Genomic DNA, 23544 nt, shown 5'->3' with positions numbered 1-23544 from the left:
TCGCGATTTGTTGTTCTTGGCGGCTGATGCACCGCCCTCTCAGGATTTCAGCGGTCCACCGAACCCGCTGGTCGGCAGCTTCATGCCGCCCGCCGCGGTGCCTGCCGTGGACGCCACCATCGGGCCGCCCTTCCTGGCAATACCAGGCAACGCCCCCTTCAGCGCGGCATTCGCGACCGGCGCGGCCAACGCCGCGAGCCCGCCTTGGCGCGCCGCCTGCACCATCCCGGCCACCTGCTTCGCGGCGCCGCTCAGGCGCGTGGCCGTCTGCAACGCGGACGCCACGCCCGCACCGCCCAGCGCACTCGCCGCAGCCGGCAGGGCGGCACTCGCCAGCCCGCCCAATGCGGCGCCAGCCCCGCCGCTCACGAGCCCCATGGCCGCGCTTGCCGCAGCAGGCGCGATCCCCTGCAACTGACTGGCGAGCTGCCCGGTCGCGGCAGCCTGCGCGGCTTCGGGCGACGGTTCGACGGGCTCGGCCGGCCACTTCTGCTCCTTGAAGTAGTTCGCCGGCTGATCCGACTCGCGCGGGTCCTTCCCGAACTCGACGCGCACCGCACCGGGCGGCAGGCCGCTCACGACCGTATAGCCGTTGCCGTCGAGCGCGCCCTTCTTCAGCACGGCGCCGTTCACGTCCCTTACCGTGAACAGTCCGCCCTTGACCGCTTCGCCGTTCACGTATTTATGCAGCAGCTCCAGCTGCCCCGGCTGATCCGGCCGCGGGCTCGGCAGCGGATACCCCATGCTCGCCGGCCCGCTGAACGCATGCGACGCGCCTTTCACGTCGACTTTCCCCGGCGCATGGATCTCGATGTTCCCGCCGGCGATCCGGATATACCCGCCGCCGCTCGTCAGCAGGATGCCCTGGTCGGCCGCGATCTCGATCCTGTCTGTCGCCGACAGCACCTTCACCGTCTTCTGCGCGGTCACTTCGATGCTGTCCGACTGCGCCTGGATCTCGACCTTTCCCTTCCCGGCGAACAGCTTGATCCCCGCGTTCTGCACGAACAGGCTCAGCTTCTGCCCGATGCTCGCGAGCAGCGACTTGCCCGCCGCAACGTGCACGCTCTGTCCGCTGGCAATATTCACGTGATCGTTCGCCGCCACGTGCACCGACTGCTGCGTCGACATCGCGATGCCCGACGGGCTGCCGAACAGCATTACCGGCTCCTTGAACGCGTTCGCGCTGCCGGTGCCGCCGCCCGCCGTGCGCCCGCCCGACGCGCTGCCCGGCACGCTGTCCTGCGTCGCGTCGGTGAACGCGCGCAGCGATTCGTGCGCGTCCTTCAGGTTTTCGGCCTGATGCTGTTCGCTGACGCCCGACATCGACTCGACGAGGCTCTCCGCATTCACGAGCTGCTGCTGCGCTTCCTTCACGTCGAGCGGCTGGCTGTTCGGCGCTTTCGGGTGCGTCGTCACGTACAGGCCCTGGCTCGCGCGCACCGCGCCATGCGCATCCGATCGAAGATCGAACCCGCTGCCGAGATACGACCCGCGCGTATTGCCGTTCTGGTCGATGAGATAGCCGAGATGCAGCAGGCTGTTCGCGCTGCTGCTCATCAGCTGCACGCGGTTCTGCCCGGTCGCGTCGTCCATCACGAGCTGGTTGTAGCCGCTGCCCGAGTATTCCTTCGATCGGTAACCCGACAGAATGCCGTTGCTATGCCATTGCGGCTTCGCTGCGCCGTTATAGACGCGGCCCACGGCCAACGGCCGATCGCAATCGCCGCCGACGTAGTCGATCAGCACTTCCTCGCCGATGCGCGGGATGTGCACGCCGCCATAGCCGCCGCCGGTATCCGACTGCACGACGCGCACCCAGCACGACGCGTTCTCATTGCCCGGATTCACGCGATCCCAGACGAACTGCACGCGGATGCGATTCAGCGCGTCGGTGTACACCTCTTCGCCCTGCGGCCCGACGACGATTGCCGTCTCCAGATGCATTACCGGCTTGTGATGCTCGAACGGGCTGCGGTACGGGATGCTCGCGCGCTGCGCTTCGACCTCGACGAGGTAGAAGCCGACCGAGCCGTCGCCGTGCGGCACGCGAAATGCCGGATCGGCGGCGCAGCCGGCCTGCGCCTGCGCGAGCGCCTCGCTCAGGCTATGCGGAAAACTCGCGCTGCCGCTCGACACCGGCAGGTTGTTCTCGATCCACCACGCGACCTCGATCGCCGCGAATTCGCGCTGGTCGGCCGGGTCGCGATCGTGCTCCGGATGATCCGACAGCGTGAAACGCCGTCCCGCATCGATGCCGCGCACACCGCCCGCGGCGCGAAAGCGCTTCGCCTCGGATTCCCACGCCTCCATCCGGACCTTCGTCAGGTGGTCGCCGCGTGACTGGTCCAGGTACGTGTAAGCGCCGGTGTACTCGTACACCTCGAGCTGGTCGGGCAGCTCGCCCTGCGTACCCATCGTCGGCAGCGTCGTGCCTTTCGGGTTCGACGGCACGGACGGGTTCTTGTAATCGAACGTACGCGTCGTGCGCGTGACGCTCTGCAGCGTGCGCGTGCCGCTCCATTGCGTGAACGCGTCCGTCTCGCTCGCGGCGCCCGCGCGATAGAAGCGCACGGTCTCCGGCGACAGCGGTGCGAACGCCCGCAGGTTGTCGGTGATCACGAGCGTGTGCGACTTGCCGTCGTCGGCCTGCTGCCATGCGCAATAGAGGCCCTCATCCTCCATCAGCCGGTGCACGAAATGCCAGTCGGTCTCATGCTGGCGCGTGTACGAGCGGCTCGGCAGCGGCGTCGACAGCGCAAAGCGGAAACGTCCCCGCGCCTGCGGATGGCGGTTCAGCACGTCGCTGATGATCTGGTCGACGGGCGCGTCGCTCCAGATCCGCTGATCGCGACGGAACTTCAGGAAATGGGTGAAATCGGCGAACACGAGCTGGTAGGTCGTGAGCTCGCCGTCGGCGCCCAGCCGGCGCGCGGTATGCACGTAGCCGTGCATCGGCCGGTAGTCGCGATCGGCCTGCTGGATCCACAACGTCACCGGCTGCGCGATCAGCTTCTTGAGTTCCACATCGCCGTCCGCCGCCAGCACGTCCAGCGTGAATTCGTATGCGCGCCCGATGCGCGAGCGGCCGACGGCGCGCTGCACCGTCAGCGTGTTCGCGCCGAGCGGCGTGTCGAGCTTCAGCAGCCGGTCCTGCTGAAGCAAGCCCCCGCGCAGCGCGGCAATCACGTTCTGCATATTCTTATGGCCTCGGTTTTTTCTTTTAAAGCACCCTCGGATGGCGCATCTTCAAATTCCTGCCCGCGCGCATTTTACCGGCAAAATGCGTGTTAAATCAGACAAATTACCTGATTTAAAGGAATCGGTTCACCCGAAGGGTTGCAATCAGGGCCAATTCCGCTACCGGTCGCGTCTGGTTGCGAGTAGTGTCTAGCTACCCGTGTTTTCGGCCGCCGGGCGCTCCGCCGGTCATCCCGGTTGCGTCTCGCGCCCGTCATCGGCAAGCGGGCGCTGCCGGGCTGTTACAACATCACTCTGGAGATGCGCGATGAAACGTTCGAAGTTCCTGCTGTCCGGCCTGCTGCTCGCGTCGGCCCTCGGCTTCACGGCCGTCGCCGCACACGCCGACGACCTGCTCGACTCGGTCAAGAAAGCCGGCGTGCTGCGCGTCGGCCTCGAGGGCACGTACCCGCCGTTCAACTCGCGCGGCACGTCCGGCCAGCTCGAGGGTTTCGACGTCGACGTCGCGAATGCGGTCGCCGGCAAGCTCGGCGTGAAGACGCAATTCGTGCCGACCGAATGGAGCGGCATCATCGCCGGCCTGCAGGCCGGCAAGTTCGACGTGATCGTCAACCAGGTCACGATCACGCCGCAGCGCAAGGAAGCGCTCGACTTCAGCGAGCCGTACACGTACTCGGCCGCTCAGCTGATCCAGCGCAAGGACGACACGCGCAACTTCAAGTCGCTCGACGATTTCAAGGGCAAGAAGCTCGGCGTGACGCTCGGCACCAACTACGACCAGATGGCGCGCACCGTGCCGGGCATCGAGGTGCAGACGTATCCGGGCGCGCCGGAGAAGCTGCGCGACCTCGCCGCGGGCCGGATCGAGGCGACGCTCGACGACCGCCTGATGCTGCCGTACATGATCAAGACGTCGAACCTGCCGTTGCGCGCGGGTGCAGTGCTGAACGGCGGCAAGCAGGAAATGGCGATCCCGTTCCGCAAGGGCAACCCGAAGTTCGAGAAGGCGATCAACGACGCGCTGACGTCGCTGAAGCAGGACGGAACGCTGAAGAAGATCTCGACGCACTGGTTCGGCAGCGACGTGACGGTGCCGGTCGCGCAGTAATCGATTACATCGTTCGGCGCGCTCGCCGGCCGGTTGGCCGGTTGGCGAGCGCGGCGCAGGCATCGATCCGGCAGTCGATGGCCCTGCTTTCGGTTCAGGCGGCCGCGTCGAAACGTGCGAGCAATGCGTGCCCGACCGGCGTCAGCGCAGCGCGCGCGGCGGCCGGATGCGCACGCGCCTGCGTGTCTTCCACCAGGTGCTTTTCGACGAGCACGGTAAAGGCCGGATTCGACGGATCGACGCTGTCCGGCGCACGTGCAATGCGCAACAGCATCGAGAATTCATGCGGACTCAGCATGGCCCTTGCCTCCCTGTGTCTCCGGCGGTTCGGCACGAGCCGCCTTCGATCATCTTCTGGAATGAAATGGTGCAGGCGCGCGGTTGATGCGCACGATCCCGCATCGCCACGTGCGGCACGCGCGTGGTGTCGCCGGCGGCGCGTACGTGGAACCTTCGCGGTTCCGCCGCATGGCGCGATGCGCTCCGCTCCCTGGAAACGTTCCCGGCCGGCATATCGGACCTGGGCGGCGCGTTTGCACGAATGGCGAAGTCGCCGTCGCGAGAACGTCAAACCATATTGGGTCGTCGTGACGCGTACGTGACACCCAAAAAGGGGCGCGCAAACGCCCTCCCCACGCCATGCACGGCGCGTCCCGCGGCGCGATTCGATGTTCAGCGAGTTCAGTCGTCGCCGTCGGATTCTTCCTGCTCGAGGATTTCAAGCACGCGTGCGGCCTTGCCATGCAATTCGCGTTCGAGCTTGATTTGCTGACGGTCGTCGGCCCTGAGCCACGTGTATGCATCCAGCACTTCGGCGCTGGTCGGGCCGATGTCGAGGATCTGCGCGATGACTTCGTCTTCCATCGGACCGACAATCTCGCGAATCTCGCTTGCCGTGGCCGTGGAGCCTGCGGAATGGTGCGTGACTGACATGATGACGCCCCCATTAAAGACGTGCGCGGCGGGCCGGATATCGGCGCCAGGGGAGGCGGGCGATGCGTAGGAACGGCCGGCCGCGCTCAGGGCGGCGGCCGGAATCGATGCGCCGCCGCCGTTGCACGACACCGTGTCAGGATACGCCTTTGTGGCGGGAAGAACGGGGCATGCGGAGGTCGGGAGAGGCGTGACGCACCGGTCAGTTGCAAGCCTCCATCCCGAGCATGCCGGTCCGCAGCATGACGCGCCCGCGATCCTTGATGAACGACAGAAGGAATGCACGGGTGCGCTGACCGTACACGCATTGACTGCTTTTCTCGTTTCCGGCGAAGTTGAATTCGGACACGCATCGATTCGCGGGAAACGTGGCGGACGTGCGCACCGCATCCGGGTGGTGATCGCGCCCCGGGTAGTACAGGTACGTCGAATCGAGCGCCGTGTTGAACGACCCGTACAGGTCCGGATGCTGGCCTAGGAAGGTGGCAACGGCCCGCGCGCGCGCCGGGCCCTTTGGCGCATGCGCGAGCGACTGCGACAGATCTGCGACGTTGGTATTGAACGAGAAGTCAGGAGCCGCATACGCGGCGAACCCGTCGGGCGACGGGAAGGTCGCCCAGAAATCGCGGTCGAGCTGCTTGACTTCCGCCTGCGTCAGACAGTCCTCCGCAGGCGGACGCGCGAAGGCGGACCCGCTGCCCAACGCAGCCATCGACAACACGACGGATACGCACCACGTCTTGACGATCTGCATTTTTCTTCTTGGCAAAAGCGATGCGCAATTTCTTGTCGAGATTCTTCGGCGTGCTCGTTTCGAACTTCGCACTTCAGTTGCACTCATCCAGCCCGATCACGCCGCTGCGCAGCATCACACGCCCGCGATCCTTGATGAACGACAAGCTGAATGCGCGGAGACGTTGACCGCTTATGCATTGAACGCGGCTCAAATCGATCGCGTAATTGAACTCGGATACGCACTGATTCGCGGGAAGCGTCGACGACGTGCGCGCCGCATCCGGATGGTGATCGCGGCCGGGGTAATACACGTACGTCGAGTCATGCATGGTCTTGAACGCACCGAACACGTCCGGATGCTGCCCAAGGAAGGTCGCAACAGCACGCGCGCGCGCCGGGCCGCCGGACGCATGCGCGAGCGACTCCGAGAGCTCCGCGATGTTCGTGCCGAATGTGAGCTTGGGCGCCGAATACGCCGCGAACGCGTCGGGCGACGGGAACGTCGCCCAGAAATCACGGTCGAGCTGCTTGACTTCCGCCTGCGTAAGGCAGTCTTCAGAAGGCGGTCGCGCAAAGGCGGACGCGCTGCCCGCCACTGCCGTCGAAAACACCACGGATACGCACCACGTCTTGACGATCTGCATTTTTGTTCTTTTGGGCAAAGGCAATGTGAAATTCATTGTCGAGGGGCTTCGGCGCGCTCGTTTCGAACGTCACGCCATCGGCGTGTTTCAGCCATTTTACTGACTTGCTGCGGTTCCGCTCCGTGCGATCCATGATCTTGCCTGCCGTCACGCATCACGCACTTGCAAAGTGAAATCACATTTCCCCCAACCAGCTTGCGCGGCGATTTATTACACAATCCAGACAATTACCTGACGCGATTGGCATTTAATAGAGCATTTCGCAATCCAGCGAGACGGAATTCCCGAAGCTTTACTCCAGATGCGAGAAATACGCTCTTTGTTGAAACACTAACTCTTCAGCAATACGTTCCGGAGCCGATATAGCGCCAAGTGAGCATGTTGCACGCCACCGGTAGTGCACGAGTTTTCTGTCGAGCAAGCGCTGCACGTCACGAATAACCGGATGCCAAAATCGGCGCGACAGGTGCTCATTCGGGTTTCGTTCGAAACCCGCCACTTCAACAGGAACAACAAGATGAAGAAGAAAGGCACCTCGGGGATCGCACGGTTCACGCTGTGTATTGCCGCGACCGCGATGCTCACGGCATGCGGCGGCGGCGGATCAGGCTCTGGTTCATCCGGCTCGTCCAGCGCGACGACCGCAAGCTCGATGAGCGGCACGGTCGCAATCGGCAACGCGCTCGTGGGCGCACCGATCACGGTCATCGACGCGATGGGCAAGACGGCTGCGGCGACTTCGGGCAGCAACGGCGCATATAGCGTATCGATCAGCGGCCTCACGGCGCCGTTCGTGATTACCGCCACCGATCCGTCAGGCGCGTCCGGAACCCTGTATTCGGTCGTTGCCAGTACGGCAACGAGCAACGGTGCGCCGGTGACGGCCAACGTCACCCCGCTGACAACCGCAGTCGCAGCCCTTCTCACGTCGAGCGGCAACCCGCTCACGCTGACGCAATCGGGCGGCCTGGCGGCCGTCACGCCATCCTCCGTGTCGACGGCGGTCGCCACGCTCGACACGGCGCTCGCCCCGATCCTGGCCGCGAATGGCCTGTCCGCCGCGTCGTTCGATCCCGTCGGCAGCATCTTCTCGCCGAACCAGAGCGGCGCGGACGCCGTGATCGATTCGGTCGCAGTCGGGCCGGCGATCAAGGGCACGGGGCTGCAGCTCACGAGCCTCGCCGATCCGGACACGGCGATCGCGCTTAACCAGGGCACGACCGTATCGGTGCCGCTGCGCGCACCGTCGCAGCCCGCGAACTACCTGGCGACGCTCGTCTCGCAACTCGGTCAATGCATGAGCGCGATGCAGGCTTCACCCGGCACGAGCAATCCGGCCTGTTCGTCGGCCATCGACGCGAGCTACCTGAACGACGGCTTCACGAGCTTCGGCACGCGCCACACGCTGTTCACGAAAGGCACGACGCTCCAGGGCGTGAAGACTGTCGCGTTCCTGCCGCCCGGCACGCTGCCCGCGATCAGCAACCCGGCCGCGCTGGTGTACTTCCTCATCACGGAGGCTGACGGCACGCCGAACTTCGCAAGCGACATCGTGCAGCAACTGCCCAATGGCACCTGGGACATCATCGGCAACCAGGCGCAATTCGACATCTACATTGCATCGTTCGTCGGCCGCGTCCAGTTCACCAACGCGGCGGACGCCGGCAACGGCCGCTTCGAATCCGGCCTGAACATCCAGATTCCGGTGGACGTGCCATTCAACGGTACGCGCCAAGCCGTCGGATCGGCGCTGGTGAGCGGCCCCGGGCTGCCGGCGAGCGGCGTCTACATGCTCAGTCCCAATGCCGGCATCGGACCGAATCTGACGTTCCCGCTCAAAGCCGTCACGGCGCCGCCCGCGCGGGCGTCGACCAGCATGCCGTCCTGGCCGGACGTCGGCATGAGCACGCAGTACAAGTGGTCGTGGGCGTCGCTGTCCGGCGGCGCCAGCGCGTTCGCGCCGACCACGCCCGACTATGCGCCGGCGCCGGTCGACGTCTCGACCATCCGGCAGCACGGGGTGTACACGATCACGCTGTACGACGCCGCCGGTCAGCAGATCGGCACGCCGCAGAAGGTCGTCAACATCGCGCCGAACATGAATGCGTCGGCCGGGGCAACCGTTCCGTGGCAGACGCTCGGCAGCGATGTGATCGCGAACCTGCTGACGGCCGGCGGCCCGGGTACGTCGACCGCGTCGTCTACGACGTTGCCGACGGCCAGCATCGACTGGACGGTGCCGGCTGCCGGCCTGGCCTATCCGAATGCGTGGATCGCGATCAATTCGCAGGGCGCCGCGCAGTTCGTGAACGGCGTCGAGACGTATCAGGCGCAGCCGTATGACGTGATGCGCTGGATCACGCCGACGATCAACGGCACGACGTATTCGAGCACGCTGAGCGGCTTCGTCGATCAGCTGACCTCGACCGCCAACGGCGCCCATGCGGAATCGGCCGTTCAGGTCCAGCTTGGGTGGCAGGCGGGAGGCGATTACTACATCAATACCTGGCAGTACAACAACTGAGCTCTTGGCTGGGCTTGTGAACCCCGAATGCGCCGGGGTCGAGGCTAAGTCTGAGAATGTCTGAGGAGGGGCGCCGCGAGCGATCGTGGCCCCCTCTTTTTTGTTTGCTTCGGTCGTTGTGGCCGATTGAGAGAATGTTGGAAGACGTGTGATGCGCCGTTCTTTTGCACTCATCCAGCCAGAGTACGCCGCTCGGCAGCGTCACACGTGCACGATGGCTTGCGATGCGATTTATCGGGTACGCTCGCAGAGTTTGCCGACGGTGATGGAGTATAGGAACGATGCGAAACCACAATAAAAAAATGCGCTTAAATGACTTTTCAGATGTCCACTCGATTCAGGCCCGAACGAAATCTTTGTTGGCAGCTTTGTTTTGCTCCATAGCGTTTGGTTGCAACGCCCAGAGCCAGGCGCCCGCTCCGAACAATGTCACGCCCGCGAGCTCCGGATATAAAACAGAGATCTTCAACCTCGCAGATCCGGCCGGGAACCAATATGGAACGGCAATCGGGCGGGCGGTGTCGGCCGCGTTCGATCACTTTCTGAATCTGTCCGGCCTGGATGTGAAGATGCTTCGAAAGCGTTTGCTGAGCGGCCCGGCGACGGAAGGATCGCTTTGGAAGGTAGGCGAGTCTCGCGAGTGGCTGTATCAAACTTGTCAAGAGCATCAATGCAACGTCACGAATGTGGCGCTGCTGTATGACGAACGGTCCCACCGCACGGCCGGGCGACTGCTGTATCGCTGCACGCCGCAATGGCTCGGGAACCCAACCGACGCGGAAAAAGCGCTGATTGAGCGTGAATACCCGATCAAGATCGATGCAGACGACGCTAGAATTTTTTGCAAGAAGATGTGAGCGATAAGCAGGCGTTCACCGGGCCACGACATACCCTCGATACGGTACGCTAGGCGCTCGTGACGGAAACCGTTCGTATGCACTTGGAGGTGCATCCCGCCACCACCCATAAGCTTGTACGGCTCGGCGGCGGGCCTTGAGTGCAACGGGGTCGACGCTCGGTCTGAGAATACGTGAAGGAGGGGTGTCGCGAGGGATCGCGCCCCCCTCCTTTTTGTTTGCGTCGGTCGTTGTGGCCGCGTGGCGTACCGTTCAGTCAAGCTCATCGAATCCGAACACGCCGCCACGCGGCATCACACGCCTGTGGTCCGTGGTGAACATATACCGTTCGGCTAATCAAGCATCTCAATAAGTAAAACGAACTATATTTACTATCAAGCGAGAAATTCTCTTGCGCAAAATGGATTGTCAACATTCGTGTCGAAAACGGCTGTCCCTCACCCTGGATCTGGCATATGGAATTTTCACAGCGTCTAAGAAATCTCCGTAAAGCACGCGGGCTTACCCAACTAGCCCTGGCAGATGCCGTCGGCATCGGCGTCCTGCAAATCAGGCGCTATGAAAGCGGAAGCGCCTACCCGTCGCTGAATGGGGTTCGTCGACTGGCAATCACGCTCGGAGTCAGTGCTAATGCGATTGTCTTCGACGATGACGAACGCGAGCCTGACGACGCCTTGCGGTACCAGTTCGAAGCGATCTCGAGGATGCCGGAACGTGTCCGCGAACTCGCGCGGGAGTTGCTTGATGCGCTGATCGTCAGGAATCAGGTCGCAGAGAAGAGGAAAGGCAAGCAGTAAACGAAGCGCGGGCCGTGAGTGTTGCAGCACTCACGGCCCGCTGACCACCACCAACTCAACCCAGGAGTTGATCATGGCTGACGCCAATCATAAAGCACGTGCAAAGCGCAGGGAACCGGAGACCACCCTTCGGTTGCCGCTTCGGAGTTCGCCCGATCCGGTCATGCGGTCTGATCGGCCCTGCATGCCGTGGATGGAAGTTATCGACGCGCACTTCAAGCTGTTCGGGTTCGAACCGGGTGGACACGTGTACCTCTCCATCAATCACGCCAGCAGGAAGATCTCGATCACCCCGGAATATGCGGACCCGCTTGTCAGGGGGCATGTGATGGAAAGCGTCCCGAGCAGAGGATTCCAGTTCGATCTTCCGGGGATGTAACTGCCGGGCTCCCCGCCCGACCGTGCCCGGAACGAACTACACGACGAGTTCGCTGCGCACGCCTCCAAAGGCGAATGCGCTACGTGAACGACACATAACCGCCACCGCCGGCTCGACCAGCCGCGTACGCAATACATCCGCATCAAAGCGTGGTTGCCGATGCAGTCCCACCGGGACTGCGCGCGGTCGGTGACCTAACCCACCAAATATAGCAAAAAAGAGATAAACTGATGACTTGGCATGTTGAGTTGATACCCGAGGCCACAGCCGAATTGCTGGCGCTGCCGCCCGATATGCGCGCCCGTTTCCTCCACATCGCAGAGATGCTTGCGGAGTTCGGTCCGCAACGCGTCGGGATGCCCCACGTGCGCCCACTGGAGGGAAAGCTGTGGGAAATCCGCATGACGGGGCGAGATGGCATCGCCCGGGCGATATACGTTGCACGGACGGGGCAGCGCTTGGTCGTGCTGCACGTGTTCGTGAAAAAGACGCAGAAGACACCCCACCGAGCCATGGAAACGGCCTGTGCCCGGATGAAGGAGGATTGAACGATGACCAGCCTTGCAACCCTGAAGAAGCGCCTGCTGGCCGACCCGGCTACCCAGGCCGAGTATGACGCACAAGCGCCGGAGTTTGCCGTTGCGCGCGAACTCGTCGCTGCGCGCGTACGTGCCGGATTGACGCAGGAACAGGTGGCCGAGAGGATGCAGACGACCCAATCGACCATCGCGCGCATGGAAAGCGGTCGCACGATGCCGTCGCTGCGGACGCTGTCCCGCTATGCCGAGGCGACGGGAAGCCGTGCCGTGGTACGCCTCGAGGTCGCGAAGTAGTTTTCCGGTTACACGGCCGCCACAAACGAGAAAGGGGCTACGCAAACATCGCGTAACCCCTTGCTAGATATGGTGCCGGCTGCAGGACTCGAACCCGCCACCTGATGATTACAAATCAACTGCTCTACCAGATGAGCTAAGCCGGCGTAGCGCGAGATTCTACCTCATTTCACGATCTTGAGGCGAGGTCTGCCGCCTTTCGCCCCGTCACCATCGGACGTCGGCGGTTCATCCGCGCCTTCCGACGGCTCTTCGTTCGCACCGCTGTCGGCCACGGGCGTCAGCCCCGTCGCTGCGCCGCGCTGCTCGTCCACGTGCGCTTCCTCGTCGAATTCGCCCGAATCCGGACCATCCTCCGCGACCGCATCGACCTGGAACGCCATCCCCTGCCCGTTCTCGCGCGCATAGATCGCGAGCACGTTCGCAACCGGAATCTCGATCTTGTGCGCCTTCCCGGAGAACCGGGCCGTGAACTCGATCCACTCGTTGCCCATCTGCAACTGGCTCGTCGCCTCGAAGCTGATGTTGAGCACGATCTCGCCGTCACGCACGAACTGACGCGGCACGCGCGTCGAGTTGTCGACCCTCACCGCGATATGCGGTGTGTAACCGTTATCGGTGCACCACTCGTACAGCGCGCGCAGCAGATAAGGCTTCGTTGAAATCTCTTGCATCACAATCCTCTAACCGGAACGGATCGCGCGGCCCTCCGCGCGCGCCGCTCCGTCTTGCCCTTCGTCACGCCATCAACGACGCATGACCTTTTCGGACGGCGTCAGTGCTTCGATATAGGCCGGACGGCTGAAGATCCGCTCGGCGTACTTCATCAGCGGCGCGGCGTTCTTCGACAGCTCGATGCCGTAGTGATCCAGACGCCACAGCAGCGGCGCGATCGCGACGTCGAGCATCGAGAATTCCTCGCCGAGCATGTACTTGTTCTTCACGAAGATCGGCGCGAGCTGCGTCAGGCGATCGCGGATCGCGAGGCGCGCCTTCTCGTGATTCTTCTCCGCTGCCTTGCCCTTCTCGTTCTCGAGCGTGCTGACGTGGACGAACAGTTCCTTCTCGAAGTTGAGCAGGAACAGGCGTGCACGTGCGCGCTGCACGGGGTCGGCCGGCATCAGTTGCGGGTGCGGGAAGCGCTCGTCGATGTACTCGTTGATGATGTTCGATTCGTACAGGATCAGGTCGCGCTCGACCAGGATCGGCACCTGACCGTACGGGTTCATCACCGAAATGTCTTCCGGCTTGTTGAACAGGTCGACGTCACGGATTTCGAAGTCCATGCCCTTCTCGAACAGCACCAGCCGGCAACGCTGGGAGAACGGGCAAGTTGTGCCGGAATACAGAACCATCATGTTTGCGTTTCCTCAAAAAAGCCGAGGGCCGGCACGCGGCGAACCTCCTTCCGGGGTTCCACCTTGCGCCGGCCCCACGCCGGTCAGGCGTGATTACTTGATATCTTTCCAGTACGCGGCATTGAGCCGCCAGGCCAGGAAAGTCAGGACACCGAGAAAGATCAGCACCCATACGCCGAGGCGTTTGCGGGTCTGCTGAGCCGGCTCGGACATCCAGGTCATGTACGCCACCAGATCGGCAACCGCAGCATCATAATCCACCGCGGACAGTGTCCCCGGTGTGACCTGCTGGAAGCCGACGAGCGTATGAACCTTCTCGCCCGTCTCCTCGTCCGTCTTGTCTTCGAATTTGGCAGTGCGCTGCCCCTGCAGTTGCCACAGTACATGGGGCATGCCGACGTTCTCGAACACCGCGTTGTTCCAGCCGGTCGGCCGCGTATCGTCGCGGTAGAAGCTGCGCAGATACGTATACAGCCAGTCGCGGCCGCGGGCGCGTTCCTCGACCGACAGGTCGGGCGGCGAGGTGCCGAGCCAGTTCTTCGCGTCTTCAGGCCGCATCGCGACGGACATCGTGTTGCCGACCTTGTCGGTCGTGAACAGGAGATTCTTTTCGATCTCCTTCTGGGATATGCCCAGATCCGTCAGACGGTTGTAGCGCATCAGGTTCGCGCTGTGGCAGTTCAGGCAATAGTTTACAAACAATTGCGCGCCGTGCTGAAGCGAAACGAGATTTTCCGTGTTATCGGGCGCCCGGTCGAGCGGAAAATTACCTTCCGCCCGCACACCGCCGGCGCCACCAGCAGCGCACACGCGGTCGCCCCGATCAGCGCGAGTGTCGAAAGCAGTTTCTTCATGTCGTTCTCTCCTCGCTCACGTTAATGGGGCTTGAAGCGCACCCGCTCCGGCGGCTGCTTGAACGTGCCAAGCGGCGTCCAGACGGGCATGCCGAGGAAGAACGCGAAGTAGATCAGCGCGCAACACTGCGCGATCAGCGTGGCCGCCGGCGATGGCGGCCGCGTGCCGAGAAACGCGAGGGTCAGGAACGCCGCGACGAATATCCCGAGGAACACCTTGTGGAACAGCGGCCGGTAGCGGATCGACTTCACCGGGCTGCGGTCGAGCCACGGCAGGAAGAACAGCGTGATCACCGCCGAACCCATCACGACGACGCCCCAGAACTTCGACTCCGTCAGGTACATGAACACGACGATCGCCGCAGCCAGCACCGGCAACCCGACCTTCCACTTGCCGCGCGCGCGGATCAGCGCGAGCACGCCGAGCAGCGCGATGACGATCATCAGGACGATCTTGAACGGGTCGGTGGTCGCGCGCAGCATCGCGTAGAACGCGGTGAAATACCAGACCGGCGCGATCTCGGGCGGGGTCTGCAGCGGGTTCGCCGGGACGAAGTTGTTCGCCTCGAGGAAGTAGCCGCCCATTTCCGGCGAGAAGAACACGATCAGCGCGAACACCATCAGGAACACGCACACGCCGAGGAAATCGTGCACCGAGTAGTACGGGTGGAACGGGATGCCGTCGAGCGGAATGCCGTTCTCGTCCTTCTTCGCCTTGATCTCGATGCCGTCCGGGTTGTTCGACCCCACTTCGTGCAGCGCGACGAGGTGCGCGATCACGAGGCCGACCAGCACGAGCGGAATCGCGATCACGTGGAACGCGAAGAAGCGGTTCAGCGTGACGTCCGACACCACGTAGTCGCCGCGAATCCACAGCGACAGGTCGGGGCCGACGAACGGGATCGCCGAGAACAGGTTCACGATTACCTGCGCGCCCCAGAACGACATCTGGCCCCACGGCAGCAGGTAACCGAAGAACGCCTCGGCCATCAGGCACAGGAAGATCGCGCAGCCGAAGATCCACACGAGCTCGCGCGGCTTGCGGTACGACCCGTAGAGCAGCCCGCGGAACATGTGCAGGTAGACGACCACGAAGAACATCGACGCGCCCGTGGAGTGCATGTAGCGGATCAGCCAGCCCCACGGCACCTCGCGCATGATGTACTCGACCGACGCGAACGCGAGCGTCGAATCGGGCTTGTAGTTCATCGTCAGGAAGATGCCGGTGACGATCTGGTTGACGAGCACCAGCAGCGCGAGGGAGCCGAAGAAGTACCAGAAGTTGAAGTTCTTCGGCGCGTAGTACTCGGAAACGTGCTTCTTCCAGGTGGACGTGAGCGGGAAGCGCTGATCGATCCAGCCGGTGAGACCTGTCGTGGAGACTTCCTTGTTGTCGGCCATCACGCTTCTCCTTTCTCGTCCTTGCCGATCACGAGGGTCGTTGCCGACGTGAACATGTAGGGCGGGATGTCGAGATTCTGAGGCGCCGGCTTGTTCTTGAACACACGGCCGGCGAGGTCGTAGGTCGAACCGTGGCACGGGCAGAGGAAACCGCCCGGCCAGTCGTCCGGCAGGTTCGGCTGCGGACCCGGCGTGAAGCGTTGGCTTGGCGTGCAGCCGAGGTGCGTACACACGGCCATCACGACGAGAATGTTCTTGCGATCGGCCCGCGAGCGATATTCGTTGGCGCAATATGCGGGCAACGGCATCGAATACGGGGATTTCGTGGTCGGATCGGCGACTTCCTTGTCGGCCTTGACCACGTCGGCCAGCATCGAATCGGTGCGATTCAGGATCCAGACGGGCTTGCCGCGCCACGGCACGGTGACCATTTCGCCGGGCTTCAGGCCGCTGATATCAACCTCGACCGGTGCTCCGGCCGCTTTCGCTTTCGCGGACGGCGCAAGCGACGCCGCGAAAGGTATGACGGTGGCTACGCCTCCTACGCCACCTGCTACGGATGTCGCAATCAGCCAGGTACGGCGGCCGCTGTCGACGCGTTTCTCTTCCTTGTCTCGCATCACACGCCCCACTTCTGAGTTGGATTTTCCGTCACGACTTTCCATTCCGCCGCTAGTTTGCTCGAATGGAGTCGCCATTTACAAGGCCCGGAGATGAAAATCCCTTCGAAGTGATTGATAGTTAAGGGTTTCCCCCCACTATCGGAGCGATTAAATCATTTCACTTTTAAGCATCTGCTACATTGAGAAATTTCGATGCGCCGCCGCAAATCCGGCATTCAGACCGGGTTATGGATATCGATAAAAAGGTGTTCGATATCGAATTCTTCGGACAAGTGGGCGCCAAGTGCCTGGATTCCATAGCGTTCGGTCGCATGGTGCCCCGCCGCAACGAACGCAACGCCGCTCTCGGCAGCCGTGTGCGTCACGTATTCGGACACCTCGCCGGTCAGGAACACATCCGCGCCGGCATCGATCGCCGCGTCGAAATAGCTCTGCGCGGCGCCCGTGCACCACGCGATGCGCCGCAGCTGCATGTCCGGATCGCCGAGCACGAGCGGCGTGCGGCCGAGCGTGCGCTCGACCTTCGCGACGAAGTGCTCGAGCGAGACGGGCATCGGCAGCGTGGCCATCCAGCCAAGGTCGCCTTCGCCGAAACGCTGCTCGCCGATCAGCCCGAGCCGCTCGCCGAGCTGTGCGTTGTTGCCGAATTCGGGATGCGAGTCGAGCGGCAGGTGGAACGCGAACAGGTTCAGGTCGTTCGCGAGCAGCAGCTTCAGGCGCTGGTACTTGCGGCCCGTGATCTGCGGCGGCTCGTTGCGCCAGAAATAGCCGTGATGGACCAGCACGGCATCCGCTCCCCATTCGAGCGCTGCTTCGAGAAACGCGACCGACGCCGTCACGCCGGTGGCGATCTTCTCGATCTTGCGGCGCCCCTCGACCTGCAGGCCGTTCGGGCAATAGTCCTTGAAGCGCGCGGTTTCAAGGGTATTGTTCAAGTACAATTCAAGTTCGATCCGATCCATATAAACCTCTAATCCATTCAGATGCTTAGACGCTTCTGGCTGTTCTTCGCGCAGGCGGTTACCGTGCTGCTCGCGCTGATGTTCATCGTCGTGACGCTCAAGCCGCAATGGCTGCAACGGCAAGGACAGCTCGGCAAGCAGCTCGCCACGCCGATCGTTGCGCTGCGGGAAGTCGCACCGGGCATCGGCGGCGCGCCGGCGACCACGTCGTACGCGGAAGCCGCGCAGAAGGCGATGCCGGCCGTCGTCAACGTCTTCTCCAGCAAGGACGGCTCGCTGCCGCCCGATCCGCGCGCGAAAGATCCGCTGTTCCGCTACTTCTTCGGCGACCGCAACGCCCGCAAGCAGCAGGACGAACCGGCAGCCAACCTCGGCTCGGGCGTTATCGTGAGCCCTGAAGGTTACATTCTAACGAACCAGCACGTCGTGGACGGCGCCGACCAGATCGAGGTCGCGCTCGCCGACGGGCGCACGGCCACTGCGAAGGTCATCGGCAGCGATCCCGAAACCGATCTCGCCGTGCTGAAGATCAACATGACGAACCTGCCGACGATCACGCTCGGCCGCTCAGACCAGTCGCGGGTCGGCGACGTCGTGCTCGCGATCGGCAACCCGTTCGGCGTCGGCCAGACGGTCACGATGGGGATCATCAGCGCACTGGGCCGCAACCACCTCGGCATCAACACGTTCGAGAACTTCATCCAGACCGACGCGCCGATCAACCCCGGCAACTCGGGCGGCGCGCTGGTCGACGTGAACGGCAACCTGCTCGGCATCAACACCGCGATCTACTCGCGCTCGGGCGGCTCGCTCGGCATCGGTTTCGCGATTCCCGTGTCGACCGCGCGCACGGTGCTCGAAAGCATCATCACGACGGGCTCGGTCACGCGCGGCTGGATCGGCGTCGAGCCGCAGGACGTCACGCCGGAGATCGCCGAGTCGTTCGGGCTTCAGCAGAAATCGGGCGCGATCGTCGCGGGCGTACTGCAGGGCGGGCCGGCCGACAAGGCCGGCATCAAGCCGGGCGATATCCTGGTCTCGGTCAACGGCGAGGACATCACCGACACGACGAAGCTGTTGAACACGGTCGCGCAGATCAAGCCGGGCACGCCGACCAAGGTGCACGTCGTACGCAAGGGCAAGGAGTTCGACATGAACGTCGTGATCGGCAAGCGCCCGCCGCCGCCGAAGCAGACGCTCGACGAGCAGGACAGCGATACCGAATGACGCCGCCGCCGGCGCGCCGCCTTTTTGCCGGTTCGCCTGCATAAAAAAATGGCAGCCGATCGGCTGCCATTTTTGCTGGGGGAATCGCCCGGCCGGGCTCCGTCACGCTGCCCGAAAGCGTCAGCTCGCGGCCTCGCCGTTCTCGGGCTCGGCTTGCGCCGGCTTCGGCACGAAGAATCGCGCGGCCAGCAGCCCGATCTCGAACAGCACGACGAGCGGCAACGCGAGCATCAGTTGCGAGAACACGTCCGGCGGCGTGACGACCGCCGCGACGACGAACGCGCCGACGATCACGTAGGGCCGCATCTCCTTGAGCTTCTTCAACGACAGCACGCCCATCCGGACGAGCAGCACGACGACGATCGGCACCTCGAACGTGACCCCGAACGCGATGAACATCCCGAGCACGAAGCTCAGGTAGTTGTCGATGTCGGTGGTCATTTCCGCGCCGAGCGGCGCGTTGTAGTGCGCCATCACGCGGAAGATCGTCGGAAACACGAGGAAGTACGCGAACGCCATCCCGCACAGGAACAGGAAGTAGCTGCTGCCGACGAGCGGCGCGACGAGCTTTTTCTCGTGCTGGTACAGCCCCGGCGCGACGAACGCCCAGATCTGGTACAGCACGATCGGCAGCGCGATCACCAGTGCGACGAGCATCGTGACCTTCATCGGCACGAAGAACGAGCCGGTGACGTCGGTGACGATCATCTTGCCGTCCTTCGGCAGGTTCTCCATCAACGGCCGCGCAAGCAGCCGGAAGATGTCGGGCGCCCAGTAGACGAGCCCGAGGAACACGACGATCACGGCCGCCCCCGCTCGAATGATGCGATCGCGAAGCTCGACGAGATGGGAAATGAAAGTTTCTTCCGGGGCGTCGCCCGGGTTCTGCTGGGGGTCGCTCACACCGGCCCTCGGTAGGATAAACGAGCGAGCATGCGCTCGGCTCAGAAGAAGCGCGTCGGCCGGCGCAGGCTGGCCGGCTGGTGGCGCGCGACGCGCGCGGCGCCCGACTGCACGTGCGTGCGGCGAGTGGTCGCGCGCTTGTACCAGACAGGCGCAGCCGCCTGCTTGACGCGCCAGTTGCGGCGCTTCGGCGCCGACGCGGCGGTGCTGCCGAGCCACGACGGCGCGGCCGGCGAGCCGGAGCCGTCGACCGTTTCGCTCGCGCCGCCAACCGCGGAATGCCACGTGTCGTTCAGTTCCTTTTCGTGCTCGCGCAGGTTGTCGTGAATCGTCGTCTCGACGTTGCGCGCGGCCGACTCGAAATCGGTCTTCATCGTCCGCAGCGCGTCGAGTTCGATTTCGCGCGAGACCTCGGCCTTCACGTCGTTGATGTACCGCTGCGCGCGGCCGAACAATGCGCCTGCCGTACGCGCGACGCGCGGCAGGCGCTCGGGGCCGAGCACCACGAGCGCGACGACGCCGATCAGCGCCATCTTCGAAAGACCGAGATCCAGCATCGCGAATGCCTGTCAGCGGGCCGGCGTTACGCCTTGTTCGAATCGGAACGCGTCGTTTCCTTCGCGTTGACGTCGACCGAGCCCGAGCGCGGCAGTTGCTGCGCGTCGGCCGGTGCTTCACCGTCCTTCATGCCGTCCTTGAAACCCTTCACGGCGCTGCCGAGATCGTTGCCGATGTTGCGCAGCTTCTTCGTACCGAAAACCAGCGCGACGATCAGCAGCACGATCAGCCAGTGCCAAATGCTCAATCCACCCATGATGAAACCTCTCCTCAACCACGCCGCGTCGCGGCGCAAATCGCCGGCAACATGCCGGCTTCGACTATCGATGCGGGGAAACGCCCCGCGCCGTCAACCCATCCGCTGCCAGGGGCGCGGGCCGGCCAGGATATGCGCGTGCAGGTGGTAGACCTCCTGCCCGCCGCCCGGGCCTGTATTGATGACCGTACGGAAACCGGTTTCGCCGCCCGTATAGGCAACGCCGAGCTGCTCGGCCAGGCGCGCGACGAGCACCAGCATTCTACCAAGCAGCGGCGCGTCCTCTTCCCCGGCCGACGACAGCGTCGGCAGATGCTGGCGCGGAATCACGAGCACGTGCGTCTCGGCCGCCGGGCGGATGTCGCGGAACGCGACGAATTCGTCATCCTCGTGCACCTTCGTGCTCGGGATCTCGCCTGCCGCGATCTTGCAGAACAGGCAATTCGGATCGTGACTCATGTTGCTCCTGCAGACGCCCGCACGCGGTCGGTCAGAACCAGGCCTGCGGATCGAGCGGCTTGTTGTCGTTCAGGTACAGCCAACCCTTGATGATACGGTACAGCGTCCAGATCCAGACCGCTCCCAGCACCAGAAAGCCGATGCCAACGAACATCAGCGCGAACCCGATCACGTACGCGATCAGCGCGCGCCAGAACGTGCGGATCTGCCACTCGAAGTGGGCGGCATACGGCGTGCCGGCCACGTCGTCGCGCTTCACGTAGTTGATGATGATCGCGATGATGCCGGTGACGCCGCCCGTGAGCCAATGGAACGCGTAGAGACCGTAGAGCACGTGAGTCAACGTGCGCAGCCCGTTCAGGCGCTCGCTTTCCGCGCTGCCCGGAACCGACGGCGGAAACTGGCTTGGCGTATCGGTCATGATGCTACCCCCGTTAGATGACAATTCTTACAGTTTGCCACGATATGGCGGCCGGCCGCGCGAGGATGCGTGTCAGCCGCCGTTTTCCTCACGCTCGCGACGCTTGCGCAGGGCCTTCTCCTCGATACCCGACAGCCCTTCGCGGCGCTCGAGCTCGGCGATCACGTCGGCCGGGCTCAGGTCGAAATGCGACAGCATCACGAGGCAGTGGAACCACAGGTCGGCCACCTCGCCGACGAGCGCGGTCGGCGCGCCGCCCTGGCGCACGTCCTTCGCGGCCAGCACGACTTCCGTCGCCTCTTCGCCGATCTTCTTCAGCACCGCGTCGTCGCCCTTGTGGAACAGGCGCGATACATACGATTGATCGGGGTCGCCGCCCTTGCGGCTATCGATCACGGCCGCGAGGCGCAGCAGCGTGTCTTCGGTGGATTGCGTCATTTGTAGATGTGTTCGGGATCTTTCAGCACCGGTTCGACCGCGACCCAGTCGCCGCCGTCGACGGTGCCTTCGAATTTCTGGAAGAAGCACGAATGCCGGCCGGTGTGGCACGCGATGCCCGACACCTGCTCGACCTTCAGCAGCACGACATCCTCGTCGCAATCGAGCCGCACTTCGTGCACGTGCTGCACATGGCCCGACTCCTCGCCCTTGAACCACAGGCGCTTGCGCGAACGCGAATAATAGACCGCGCGCTGCGTCTCGATCGTCTTCGCCAGCGCCTCGCGGTTCATCCACGCGAACATCAGCACGTCGTTCGTCGACGCCTCCTGCGCGATCACCGGCACGAGGCCGTTGTCGTCCCAGCGGACCTTGTCGAGCCACGCGGGCAATGCATTCGTTTCCGTATTCATCACAGCCTCACCGGGATGCCCTGGTCGGCCATGAAGCGTTTCGCCTCGCCGACCGTGTGCTCGCCGTAGTGGAAGATGCTCGCGGCCAGCACCGCATCGGCGCGGCCGTCCTTGATGCCGTCGGCCAGGTGCTGCAGCGAGCCGACACCGCCCGACGCGATCACCGGCACCGGCACCGCATCCGACACGCCGCGCGTGAGCGCAAGGTCGAAACCCGACTTGGTGCCGTCGCGATCCATGCTCGTGAGCAGGATCTCGCCCGCGCCGAGCTCGGCCATCTTGCGCGCCCATTCGATCGCGTCGAGGCCCGTGTTCTTGCGGCCGCCGTGCGTGAAGACTTCCCAGCGCGGCGTCTCGCCGTCGGCCGACACGCGCTTCGCGTCGATCGCGACGACGATGCACTGCGAGCCGTACTTGTCGGCCGCGTCGCGCACGAGCTGAGGGTTCGCGACCGCCGACGAATTCATGCTGACCTTGTCCGCGCCCGCATTCAGCAGGCGCCGCACGTCCTCGACGGCGCGCACGCCGCCGCCGACGGTCAGCGGAATGAAGACCTGCGACGCGACGGCTTCGATGATCGGCAGGATCAGGTCGCGCTGGTCGGACGTCGCGGTGATGTCGAGGAACGTCAGTTCGTCGGCGCCCTGGTCGTCGTAGCGGCGGGCGATCTCGACGGGGTCGCCGGCGTCGCGCAGCTCGACGAAGTTGACGCCCTTGACGACACGCCCGGCAGTCACGTCCAGGCAGGGGATGATGCGTTTAGCTAGAGCCATGATGTTGCGCCAAATGCCGCAAATAGGGACGGCCGCGAGCGGCCGCCCGGTCAGGGCCGCCCGGCGGGCAGCCCCGGCAAGGGTGACGACGGCCGGATCAGGCGTTGTCGAGTTCGCCGTTCAGTTCGTCCGCGCGCTTTTGCGCGGCCGCGAAATCGAGATCGCCGGAGTAGATCGCACGGCCGCAGATCACGCCTTCGACGCCGTGCTCTTCCACTTCGCACAGGTTCTCGATGTCCGTGAGGTTCGACAGGCCGCCGCTGGCGATCACCGGGATGCCGACCGCCTGCGCGAGCTTCACGGTCGCCTCGATGTTGATGCCCTGCAGCATCCCGTCGCGGCCGATGTCCGTGTAGACGATCGATTCGACGCCGTAGTCCTCGAACTTCTTCGCGAGATCGACCACTTCGTGGCCCGTGAGCTTGCTCCAGCCGTCGGTCGCGACCTTGCCGTCCTTCGCGTCCAGCCCGACGATGATGTTGCCCGCGAACGCGGTGCACGCGTCCTGCAGGAAGCCCGGGTCCTTCACGGCCGCAGTGCCGATGATCACGTAGGACAGGCCCGCGTCGAGGTACTTCTCGATCGTCTCGAGGCTGCGGATGCCGCCGCCGAGCTGTACGGGGATTTCATCGCCGACTTCGTCGAGGATCGCTTCGATCGCCTCGAGATTCTTCGGCTTGCCGGCGAATGCGCCGTTCAGGTCGACCAGATGGAGCCGCCGGGCGCCGAGATCGACCCACTTGCGAGCCATCGCCGCCGGGTCCTCGGAGAAAATCGTGGCCTGGTCCATATCGCCCTGTTTGAGGCGCACACACTGACCGTCTTTGAGATCGATGGCCGGAATCAGCAACATAGCAATCGGGTGTCGTCGTGGAAAAAGAAAAGAA

Annotated in this window: 27 protein-coding genes, 1 tRNA gene and 1 pseudogene; 8 read left to right on the top strand and 21 right to left on the bottom strand. The window is 63.8% G+C overall.

Annotated elements, in window-relative coordinates; translation table 11 throughout:
• Positions 1 to 39 precede the first annotated feature (39 nt).
• Positions 40 to 3198: a type VI secretion system Vgr family protein gene (locus WT26_RS05465; RefSeq protein WP_069272333.1), complete on the bottom strand. Its 3159-nt coding sequence runs from the start codon at positions 3196 to 3198 to the stop codon at positions 40 to 42.
• Between the two features lie 310 nt (positions 3199 to 3508).
• Between WT26_RS05465 and WT26_RS05460 the strand changes: the two genes are divergently transcribed.
• A complete protein-coding gene (locus tag WT26_RS05460) occupies positions 3509 to 4309 on the top strand; it encodes a transporter substrate-binding domain-containing protein (RefSeq protein WP_069272332.1) in 801 nt (266 codons plus the stop codon).
• 94 nt (positions 4310 to 4403) lie between these two features.
• Here the strand turns inward: WT26_RS05460 and WT26_RS05455 are convergent, their stop codons facing one another.
• From WT26_RS05455 to WT26_RS05440, 4 genes are all read right to left on the bottom strand, one after another.
• Complete coding sequence (locus WT26_RS05455) at positions 4404 to 4607, bottom strand: hypothetical protein (RefSeq protein WP_069272331.1); 204 nt, start codon at positions 4605 to 4607, stop codon at positions 4404 to 4406.
• A 383-nt stretch (positions 4608 to 4990) separates the two neighbouring features.
• Positions 4991 to 5242 carry a hypothetical protein gene (locus WT26_RS05450; protein WP_029226620.1) on the bottom strand — a complete coding sequence of 84 codons (252 nt, stop codon included), beginning with the start codon at positions 5240 to 5242 and terminating at the stop codon, positions 4991 to 4993.
• A 202-nt stretch (positions 5243 to 5444) separates the two neighbouring features.
• The gene (locus WT26_RS05445; RefSeq protein WP_069269832.1) at positions 5445 to 5996 is read right to left on the bottom strand and encodes a hypothetical protein; all 552 of its coding nucleotides are present in this window, start codon (positions 5994 to 5996) and stop codon (positions 5445 to 5447) included.
• Between the two features lie 73 nt (positions 5997 to 6069).
• Complete coding sequence (locus WT26_RS05440) at positions 6070 to 6621, bottom strand: hypothetical protein (RefSeq protein ID WP_069269831.1); 552 nt, start codon at positions 6619 to 6621, stop codon at positions 6070 to 6072.
• Between the two features lie 517 nt (positions 6622 to 7138).
• On the opposite strand from WT26_RS05440, the gene WT26_RS05435 reads away from it, so the two are divergent.
• The 6 genes from WT26_RS05435 (at position 7139) to WT26_RS05410 (ending at position 12011) form a co-directional block, all read left to right on the top strand.
• A complete protein-coding gene (locus tag WT26_RS05435; RefSeq protein ID WP_069270649.1) occupies positions 7139 to 9145 on the top strand; it encodes a cell wall anchor protein in 2007 nt (668 codons plus the stop codon).
• 281 nt (positions 9146 to 9426) lie between these two features.
• The gene (locus WT26_RS05430) at positions 9427 to 10002 is read left to right on the top strand and encodes a hypothetical protein (protein WP_155123062.1); all 576 of its coding nucleotides are present in this window, start codon (positions 9427 to 9429) and stop codon (positions 10000 to 10002) included.
• Between the two features lie 455 nt (positions 10003 to 10457).
• Positions 10458 to 10799, top strand: a complete 342-nt coding sequence (locus WT26_RS05425) for a helix-turn-helix domain-containing protein (protein WP_059808466.1) — start codon at positions 10458 to 10460, stop codon at positions 10797 to 10799.
• Positions 10800 to 10872: 73 nt separating this feature from the next.
• Positions 10873 to 11178: a hypothetical protein gene (locus WT26_RS35245; RefSeq protein ID WP_080485625.1), complete on the top strand. Its 306-nt coding sequence runs from the start codon at positions 10873 to 10875 to the stop codon at positions 11176 to 11178.
• 230 nt (positions 11179 to 11408) lie between these two features.
• The gene (locus tag WT26_RS05415) at positions 11409 to 11726 is read left to right on the top strand and encodes a type II toxin-antitoxin system RelE/ParE family toxin (RefSeq protein ID WP_059592488.1); all 318 of its coding nucleotides are present in this window, start codon (positions 11409 to 11411) and stop codon (positions 11724 to 11726) included.
• Positions 11727 to 11729: 3 nt separating this feature from the next.
• Positions 11730 to 12011, top strand: a complete 282-nt coding sequence (locus WT26_RS05410) for a helix-turn-helix domain-containing protein (RefSeq protein WP_059592487.1) — start codon at positions 11730 to 11732, stop codon at positions 12009 to 12011.
• A gap of 70 nt (positions 12012 to 12081) precedes the next feature.
• Here the strand turns inward: WT26_RS05410 and WT26_RS05405 are convergent.
• The 7 genes and pseudogenes from WT26_RS05405 to WT26_RS05375 form a co-directional block, all read right to left on the bottom strand.
• A tRNA-Thr gene (locus WT26_RS05405) sits at positions 12082 to 12157 on the bottom strand.
• An 18-nt stretch (positions 12158 to 12175) separates the two neighbouring features.
• Positions 12176 to 12685: a ClpXP protease specificity-enhancing factor gene (locus WT26_RS05400; RefSeq protein ID WP_069272329.1), complete on the bottom strand. Its 510-nt coding sequence runs from the start codon at positions 12683 to 12685 to the stop codon at positions 12176 to 12178.
• Positions 12686 to 12757: 72 nt separating this feature from the next.
• A complete protein-coding gene (locus tag WT26_RS05395) occupies positions 12758 to 13369 on the bottom strand; it encodes a glutathione S-transferase N-terminal domain-containing protein (protein WP_006400565.1) in 612 nt (203 codons plus the stop codon).
• Positions 13370 to 13462: 93 nt separating this feature from the next.
• Positions 13463 to 14223 (bottom strand): annotated as a pseudogene (locus tag WT26_RS05390) (cytochrome c1).
• A gap of 21 nt (positions 14224 to 14244) precedes the next feature.
• Positions 14245 to 15627, bottom strand: a complete 1383-nt coding sequence (locus tag WT26_RS05385) for a cytochrome b (RefSeq protein ID WP_155630833.1) — start codon at positions 15625 to 15627, stop codon at positions 14245 to 14247.
• Positions 15624 to 16244, bottom strand: coding sequence for a ubiquinol-cytochrome c reductase iron-sulfur subunit (petA, locus tag WT26_RS05380; RefSeq protein WP_006477110.1), 621 nt, complete (start codon positions 16242 to 16244; stop codon positions 15624 to 15626). The genes WT26_RS05385 and petA overlap by 4 nt, the downstream gene beginning before the upstream one ends.
• Before the next feature lie 218 nt (positions 16245 to 16462).
• A complete protein-coding gene (locus WT26_RS05375) occupies positions 16463 to 17209 on the bottom strand; it encodes a Nif3-like dinuclear metal center hexameric protein (RefSeq protein WP_069272328.1) in 747 nt (248 codons plus the stop codon).
• Positions 17210 to 17230: 21 nt separating this feature from the next.
• Here WT26_RS05375 and WT26_RS05370 point away from each other — a divergent pair, with 21 nt between their 5' ends.
• Positions 17231 to 18436 (top strand): Do family serine endopeptidase, encoded by a 1206-nt coding sequence (locus WT26_RS05370; protein ID WP_021161847.1) that lies wholly within the window; start codon positions 17231 to 17233, stop codon positions 18434 to 18436.
• A 120-nt stretch (positions 18437 to 18556) separates the two neighbouring features.
• Here WT26_RS05370 and tatC read toward each other — a convergent pair whose 3' ends face one another.
• The 9 genes from tatC to hisA all read right to left on the bottom strand — a co-directional run bounded on the left by tatC (position 18557) and on the right by hisA (position 23510).
• The gene (gene tatC, locus WT26_RS05365) at positions 18557 to 19339 is read right to left on the bottom strand and encodes a twin-arginine translocase subunit TatC (protein WP_069272327.1); all 783 of its coding nucleotides are present in this window, start codon (positions 19337 to 19339) and stop codon (positions 18557 to 18559) included.
• 41 nt (positions 19340 to 19380) lie between these two features.
• A complete protein-coding gene (gene tatB / locus WT26_RS05360) occupies positions 19381 to 19896 on the bottom strand; it encodes a Sec-independent protein translocase protein TatB (protein ID WP_069272326.1) in 516 nt (171 codons plus the stop codon).
• A 26-nt stretch (positions 19897 to 19922) separates the two neighbouring features.
• Positions 19923 to 20153: a Sec-independent protein translocase subunit TatA gene (gene tatA, locus WT26_RS05355; protein ID WP_021161850.1), complete on the bottom strand. Its 231-nt coding sequence runs from the start codon at positions 20151 to 20153 to the stop codon at positions 19923 to 19925.
• Between the two features lie 93 nt (positions 20154 to 20246).
• On the bottom strand, positions 20247 to 20612 hold the full coding sequence (locus WT26_RS05350) for a histidine triad nucleotide-binding protein (RefSeq protein ID WP_069272325.1): 366 nt from the start codon (positions 20610 to 20612) through the stop codon (positions 20247 to 20249).
• A 31-nt stretch (positions 20613 to 20643) separates the two neighbouring features.
• Positions 20644 to 21033, bottom strand: coding sequence for a DUF4870 family protein (locus WT26_RS05345; protein ID WP_069272324.1), 390 nt, complete (start codon positions 21031 to 21033; stop codon positions 20644 to 20646).
• Between the two features lie 72 nt (positions 21034 to 21105).
• The gene (locus tag WT26_RS05340) at positions 21106 to 21471 is read right to left on the bottom strand and encodes a phosphoribosyl-ATP diphosphatase (protein ID WP_006485344.1); all 366 of its coding nucleotides are present in this window, start codon (positions 21469 to 21471) and stop codon (positions 21106 to 21108) included.
• A complete protein-coding gene (gene hisI / locus WT26_RS05335) occupies positions 21468 to 21884 on the bottom strand; it encodes a phosphoribosyl-AMP cyclohydrolase (RefSeq protein WP_059665873.1) in 417 nt (138 codons plus the stop codon). The genes WT26_RS05340 and hisI overlap by 4 nt, the downstream gene beginning before the upstream one ends.
• The gene (gene hisF, locus WT26_RS05330; RefSeq protein ID WP_011350732.1) at positions 21884 to 22657 is read right to left on the bottom strand and encodes an imidazole glycerol phosphate synthase subunit HisF; all 774 of its coding nucleotides are present in this window, start codon (positions 22655 to 22657) and stop codon (positions 21884 to 21886) included. The genes hisI and hisF overlap by 1 nt, the downstream gene beginning before the upstream one ends.
• A 97-nt stretch (positions 22658 to 22754) precedes the next feature.
• The gene (gene hisA, locus WT26_RS05325) at positions 22755 to 23510 is read right to left on the bottom strand and encodes a 1-(5-phosphoribosyl)-5-[(5-phosphoribosylamino)methylideneamino]imidazole-4-carboxamide isomerase (protein ID WP_021161854.1); all 756 of its coding nucleotides are present in this window, start codon (positions 23508 to 23510) and stop codon (positions 22755 to 22757) included.
• Positions 23511 to 23544 lie beyond the last annotated feature (34 nt).

Origin of the sequence: Burkholderia cepacia (assembly GCF_001718835.1) — a bacterium.
Taxonomy (GTDB): Bacteria; Pseudomonadota; Gammaproteobacteria; order Burkholderiales; family Burkholderiaceae; genus Burkholderia; species Burkholderia cepacia_F.
This window is presented reverse-complemented; position numbering and strand designations above follow the sequence as displayed.

Excerpts from the sequence above, each read along its gene's own strand:
- WT26_RS05340 (WP_006485344.1), bottom strand. The coding sequence starts at position 21,471 with ATGACGCAATCCACCGAAGACACGCTGCTGCGCCTCGCGGCCGTGATC.
- WT26_RS05435 (WP_069270649.1), top strand. The coding sequence starts at position 7,139 with ATGAAGAAGAAAGGCACCTCGGGGATCGCACGGTTCACGCTGTGTATT.
- WT26_RS05375 (WP_069272328.1), bottom strand. The coding sequence starts at position 17,209 with ATGGATCGGATCGAACTTGAATTGTACTTGAACAATACCCTTGAAACC.
- tatA (WP_021161850.1), bottom strand. The coding sequence starts at position 20,153 with ATGGGTGGATTGAGCATTTGGCACTGGCTGATCGTGCTGCTGATCGTC.
- hisF (WP_011350732.1), bottom strand. The coding sequence starts at position 22,657 with ATGGCTCTAGCTAAACGCATCATCCCCTGCCTGGACGTGACTGCCGGG.
- WT26_RS05430 (WP_155123062.1), top strand. The coding sequence starts at position 9,427 with ATGCGAAACCACAATAAAAAAATGCGCTTAAATGACTTTTCAGATGTC.
- hisA (WP_021161854.1), bottom strand. The coding sequence starts at position 23,510 with ATGTTGCTGATTCCGGCCATCGATCTCAAAGACGGTCAGTGTGTGCGC.
- WT26_RS05440 (WP_069269831.1), bottom strand. The coding sequence starts at position 6,621 with ATGCAGATCGTCAAGACGTGGTGCGTATCCGTGGTGTTTTCGACGGCA.
- WT26_RS05415 (WP_059592488.1), top strand. The coding sequence starts at position 11,409 with ATGACTTGGCATGTTGAGTTGATACCCGAGGCCACAGCCGAATTGCTG.
- WT26_RS05455 (WP_069272331.1), bottom strand. The coding sequence starts at position 4,607 with ATGCTGAGTCCGCATGAATTCTCGATGCTGTTGCGCATTGCACGTGCG.
- WT26_RS05445 (WP_069269832.1), bottom strand. The coding sequence starts at position 5,996 with ATGCAGATCGTCAAGACGTGGTGCGTATCCGTCGTGTTGTCGATGGCT.
- WT26_RS05370 (WP_021161847.1), top strand. The coding sequence starts at position 17,231 with ATGCTTAGACGCTTCTGGCTGTTCTTCGCGCAGGCGGTTACCGTGCTG.
- petA (WP_006477110.1), bottom strand. The coding sequence starts at position 16,244 with ATGCGAGACAAGGAAGAGAAACGCGTCGACAGCGGCCGCCGTACCTGG.
- WT26_RS05450 (WP_029226620.1), bottom strand. The coding sequence starts at position 5,242 with ATGTCAGTCACGCACCATTCCGCAGGCTCCACGGCCACGGCAAGCGAG.
- WT26_RS05395 (WP_006400565.1), bottom strand. The coding sequence starts at position 13,369 with ATGATGGTTCTGTATTCCGGCACAACTTGCCCGTTCTCCCAGCGTTGC.
- WT26_RS05400 (WP_069272329.1), bottom strand. The coding sequence starts at position 12,685 with ATGCAAGAGATTTCAACGAAGCCTTATCTGCTGCGCGCGCTGTACGAG.
- hisI (WP_059665873.1), bottom strand. The coding sequence starts at position 21,884 with ATGAATACGGAAACGAATGCATTGCCCGCGTGGCTCGACAAGGTCCGC.
- WT26_RS05410 (WP_059592487.1), top strand. The coding sequence starts at position 11,730 with ATGACCAGCCTTGCAACCCTGAAGAAGCGCCTGCTGGCCGACCCGGCT.
- WT26_RS35245 (WP_080485625.1), top strand. The coding sequence starts at position 10,873 with ATGGCTGACGCCAATCATAAAGCACGTGCAAAGCGCAGGGAACCGGAG.
- WT26_RS05350 (WP_069272325.1), bottom strand. The coding sequence starts at position 20,612 with ATGAGTCACGATCCGAATTGCCTGTTCTGCAAGATCGCGGCAGGCGAG.
- tatB (WP_069272326.1), bottom strand. The coding sequence starts at position 19,896 with ATGCTGGATCTCGGTCTTTCGAAGATGGCGCTGATCGGCGTCGTCGCG.
- WT26_RS05425 (WP_059808466.1), top strand. The coding sequence starts at position 10,458 with ATGGAATTTTCACAGCGTCTAAGAAATCTCCGTAAAGCACGCGGGCTT.
- WT26_RS05465 (WP_069272333.1), bottom strand. The coding sequence starts at position 3,198 with ATGCAGAACGTGATTGCCGCGCTGCGCGGGGGCTTGCTTCAGCAGGAC.
- WT26_RS05460 (WP_069272332.1), top strand. The coding sequence starts at position 3,509 with ATGAAACGTTCGAAGTTCCTGCTGTCCGGCCTGCTGCTCGCGTCGGCC.
- WT26_RS05345 (WP_069272324.1), bottom strand. The coding sequence starts at position 21,033 with ATGACCGATACGCCAAGCCAGTTTCCGCCGTCGGTTCCGGGCAGCGCG.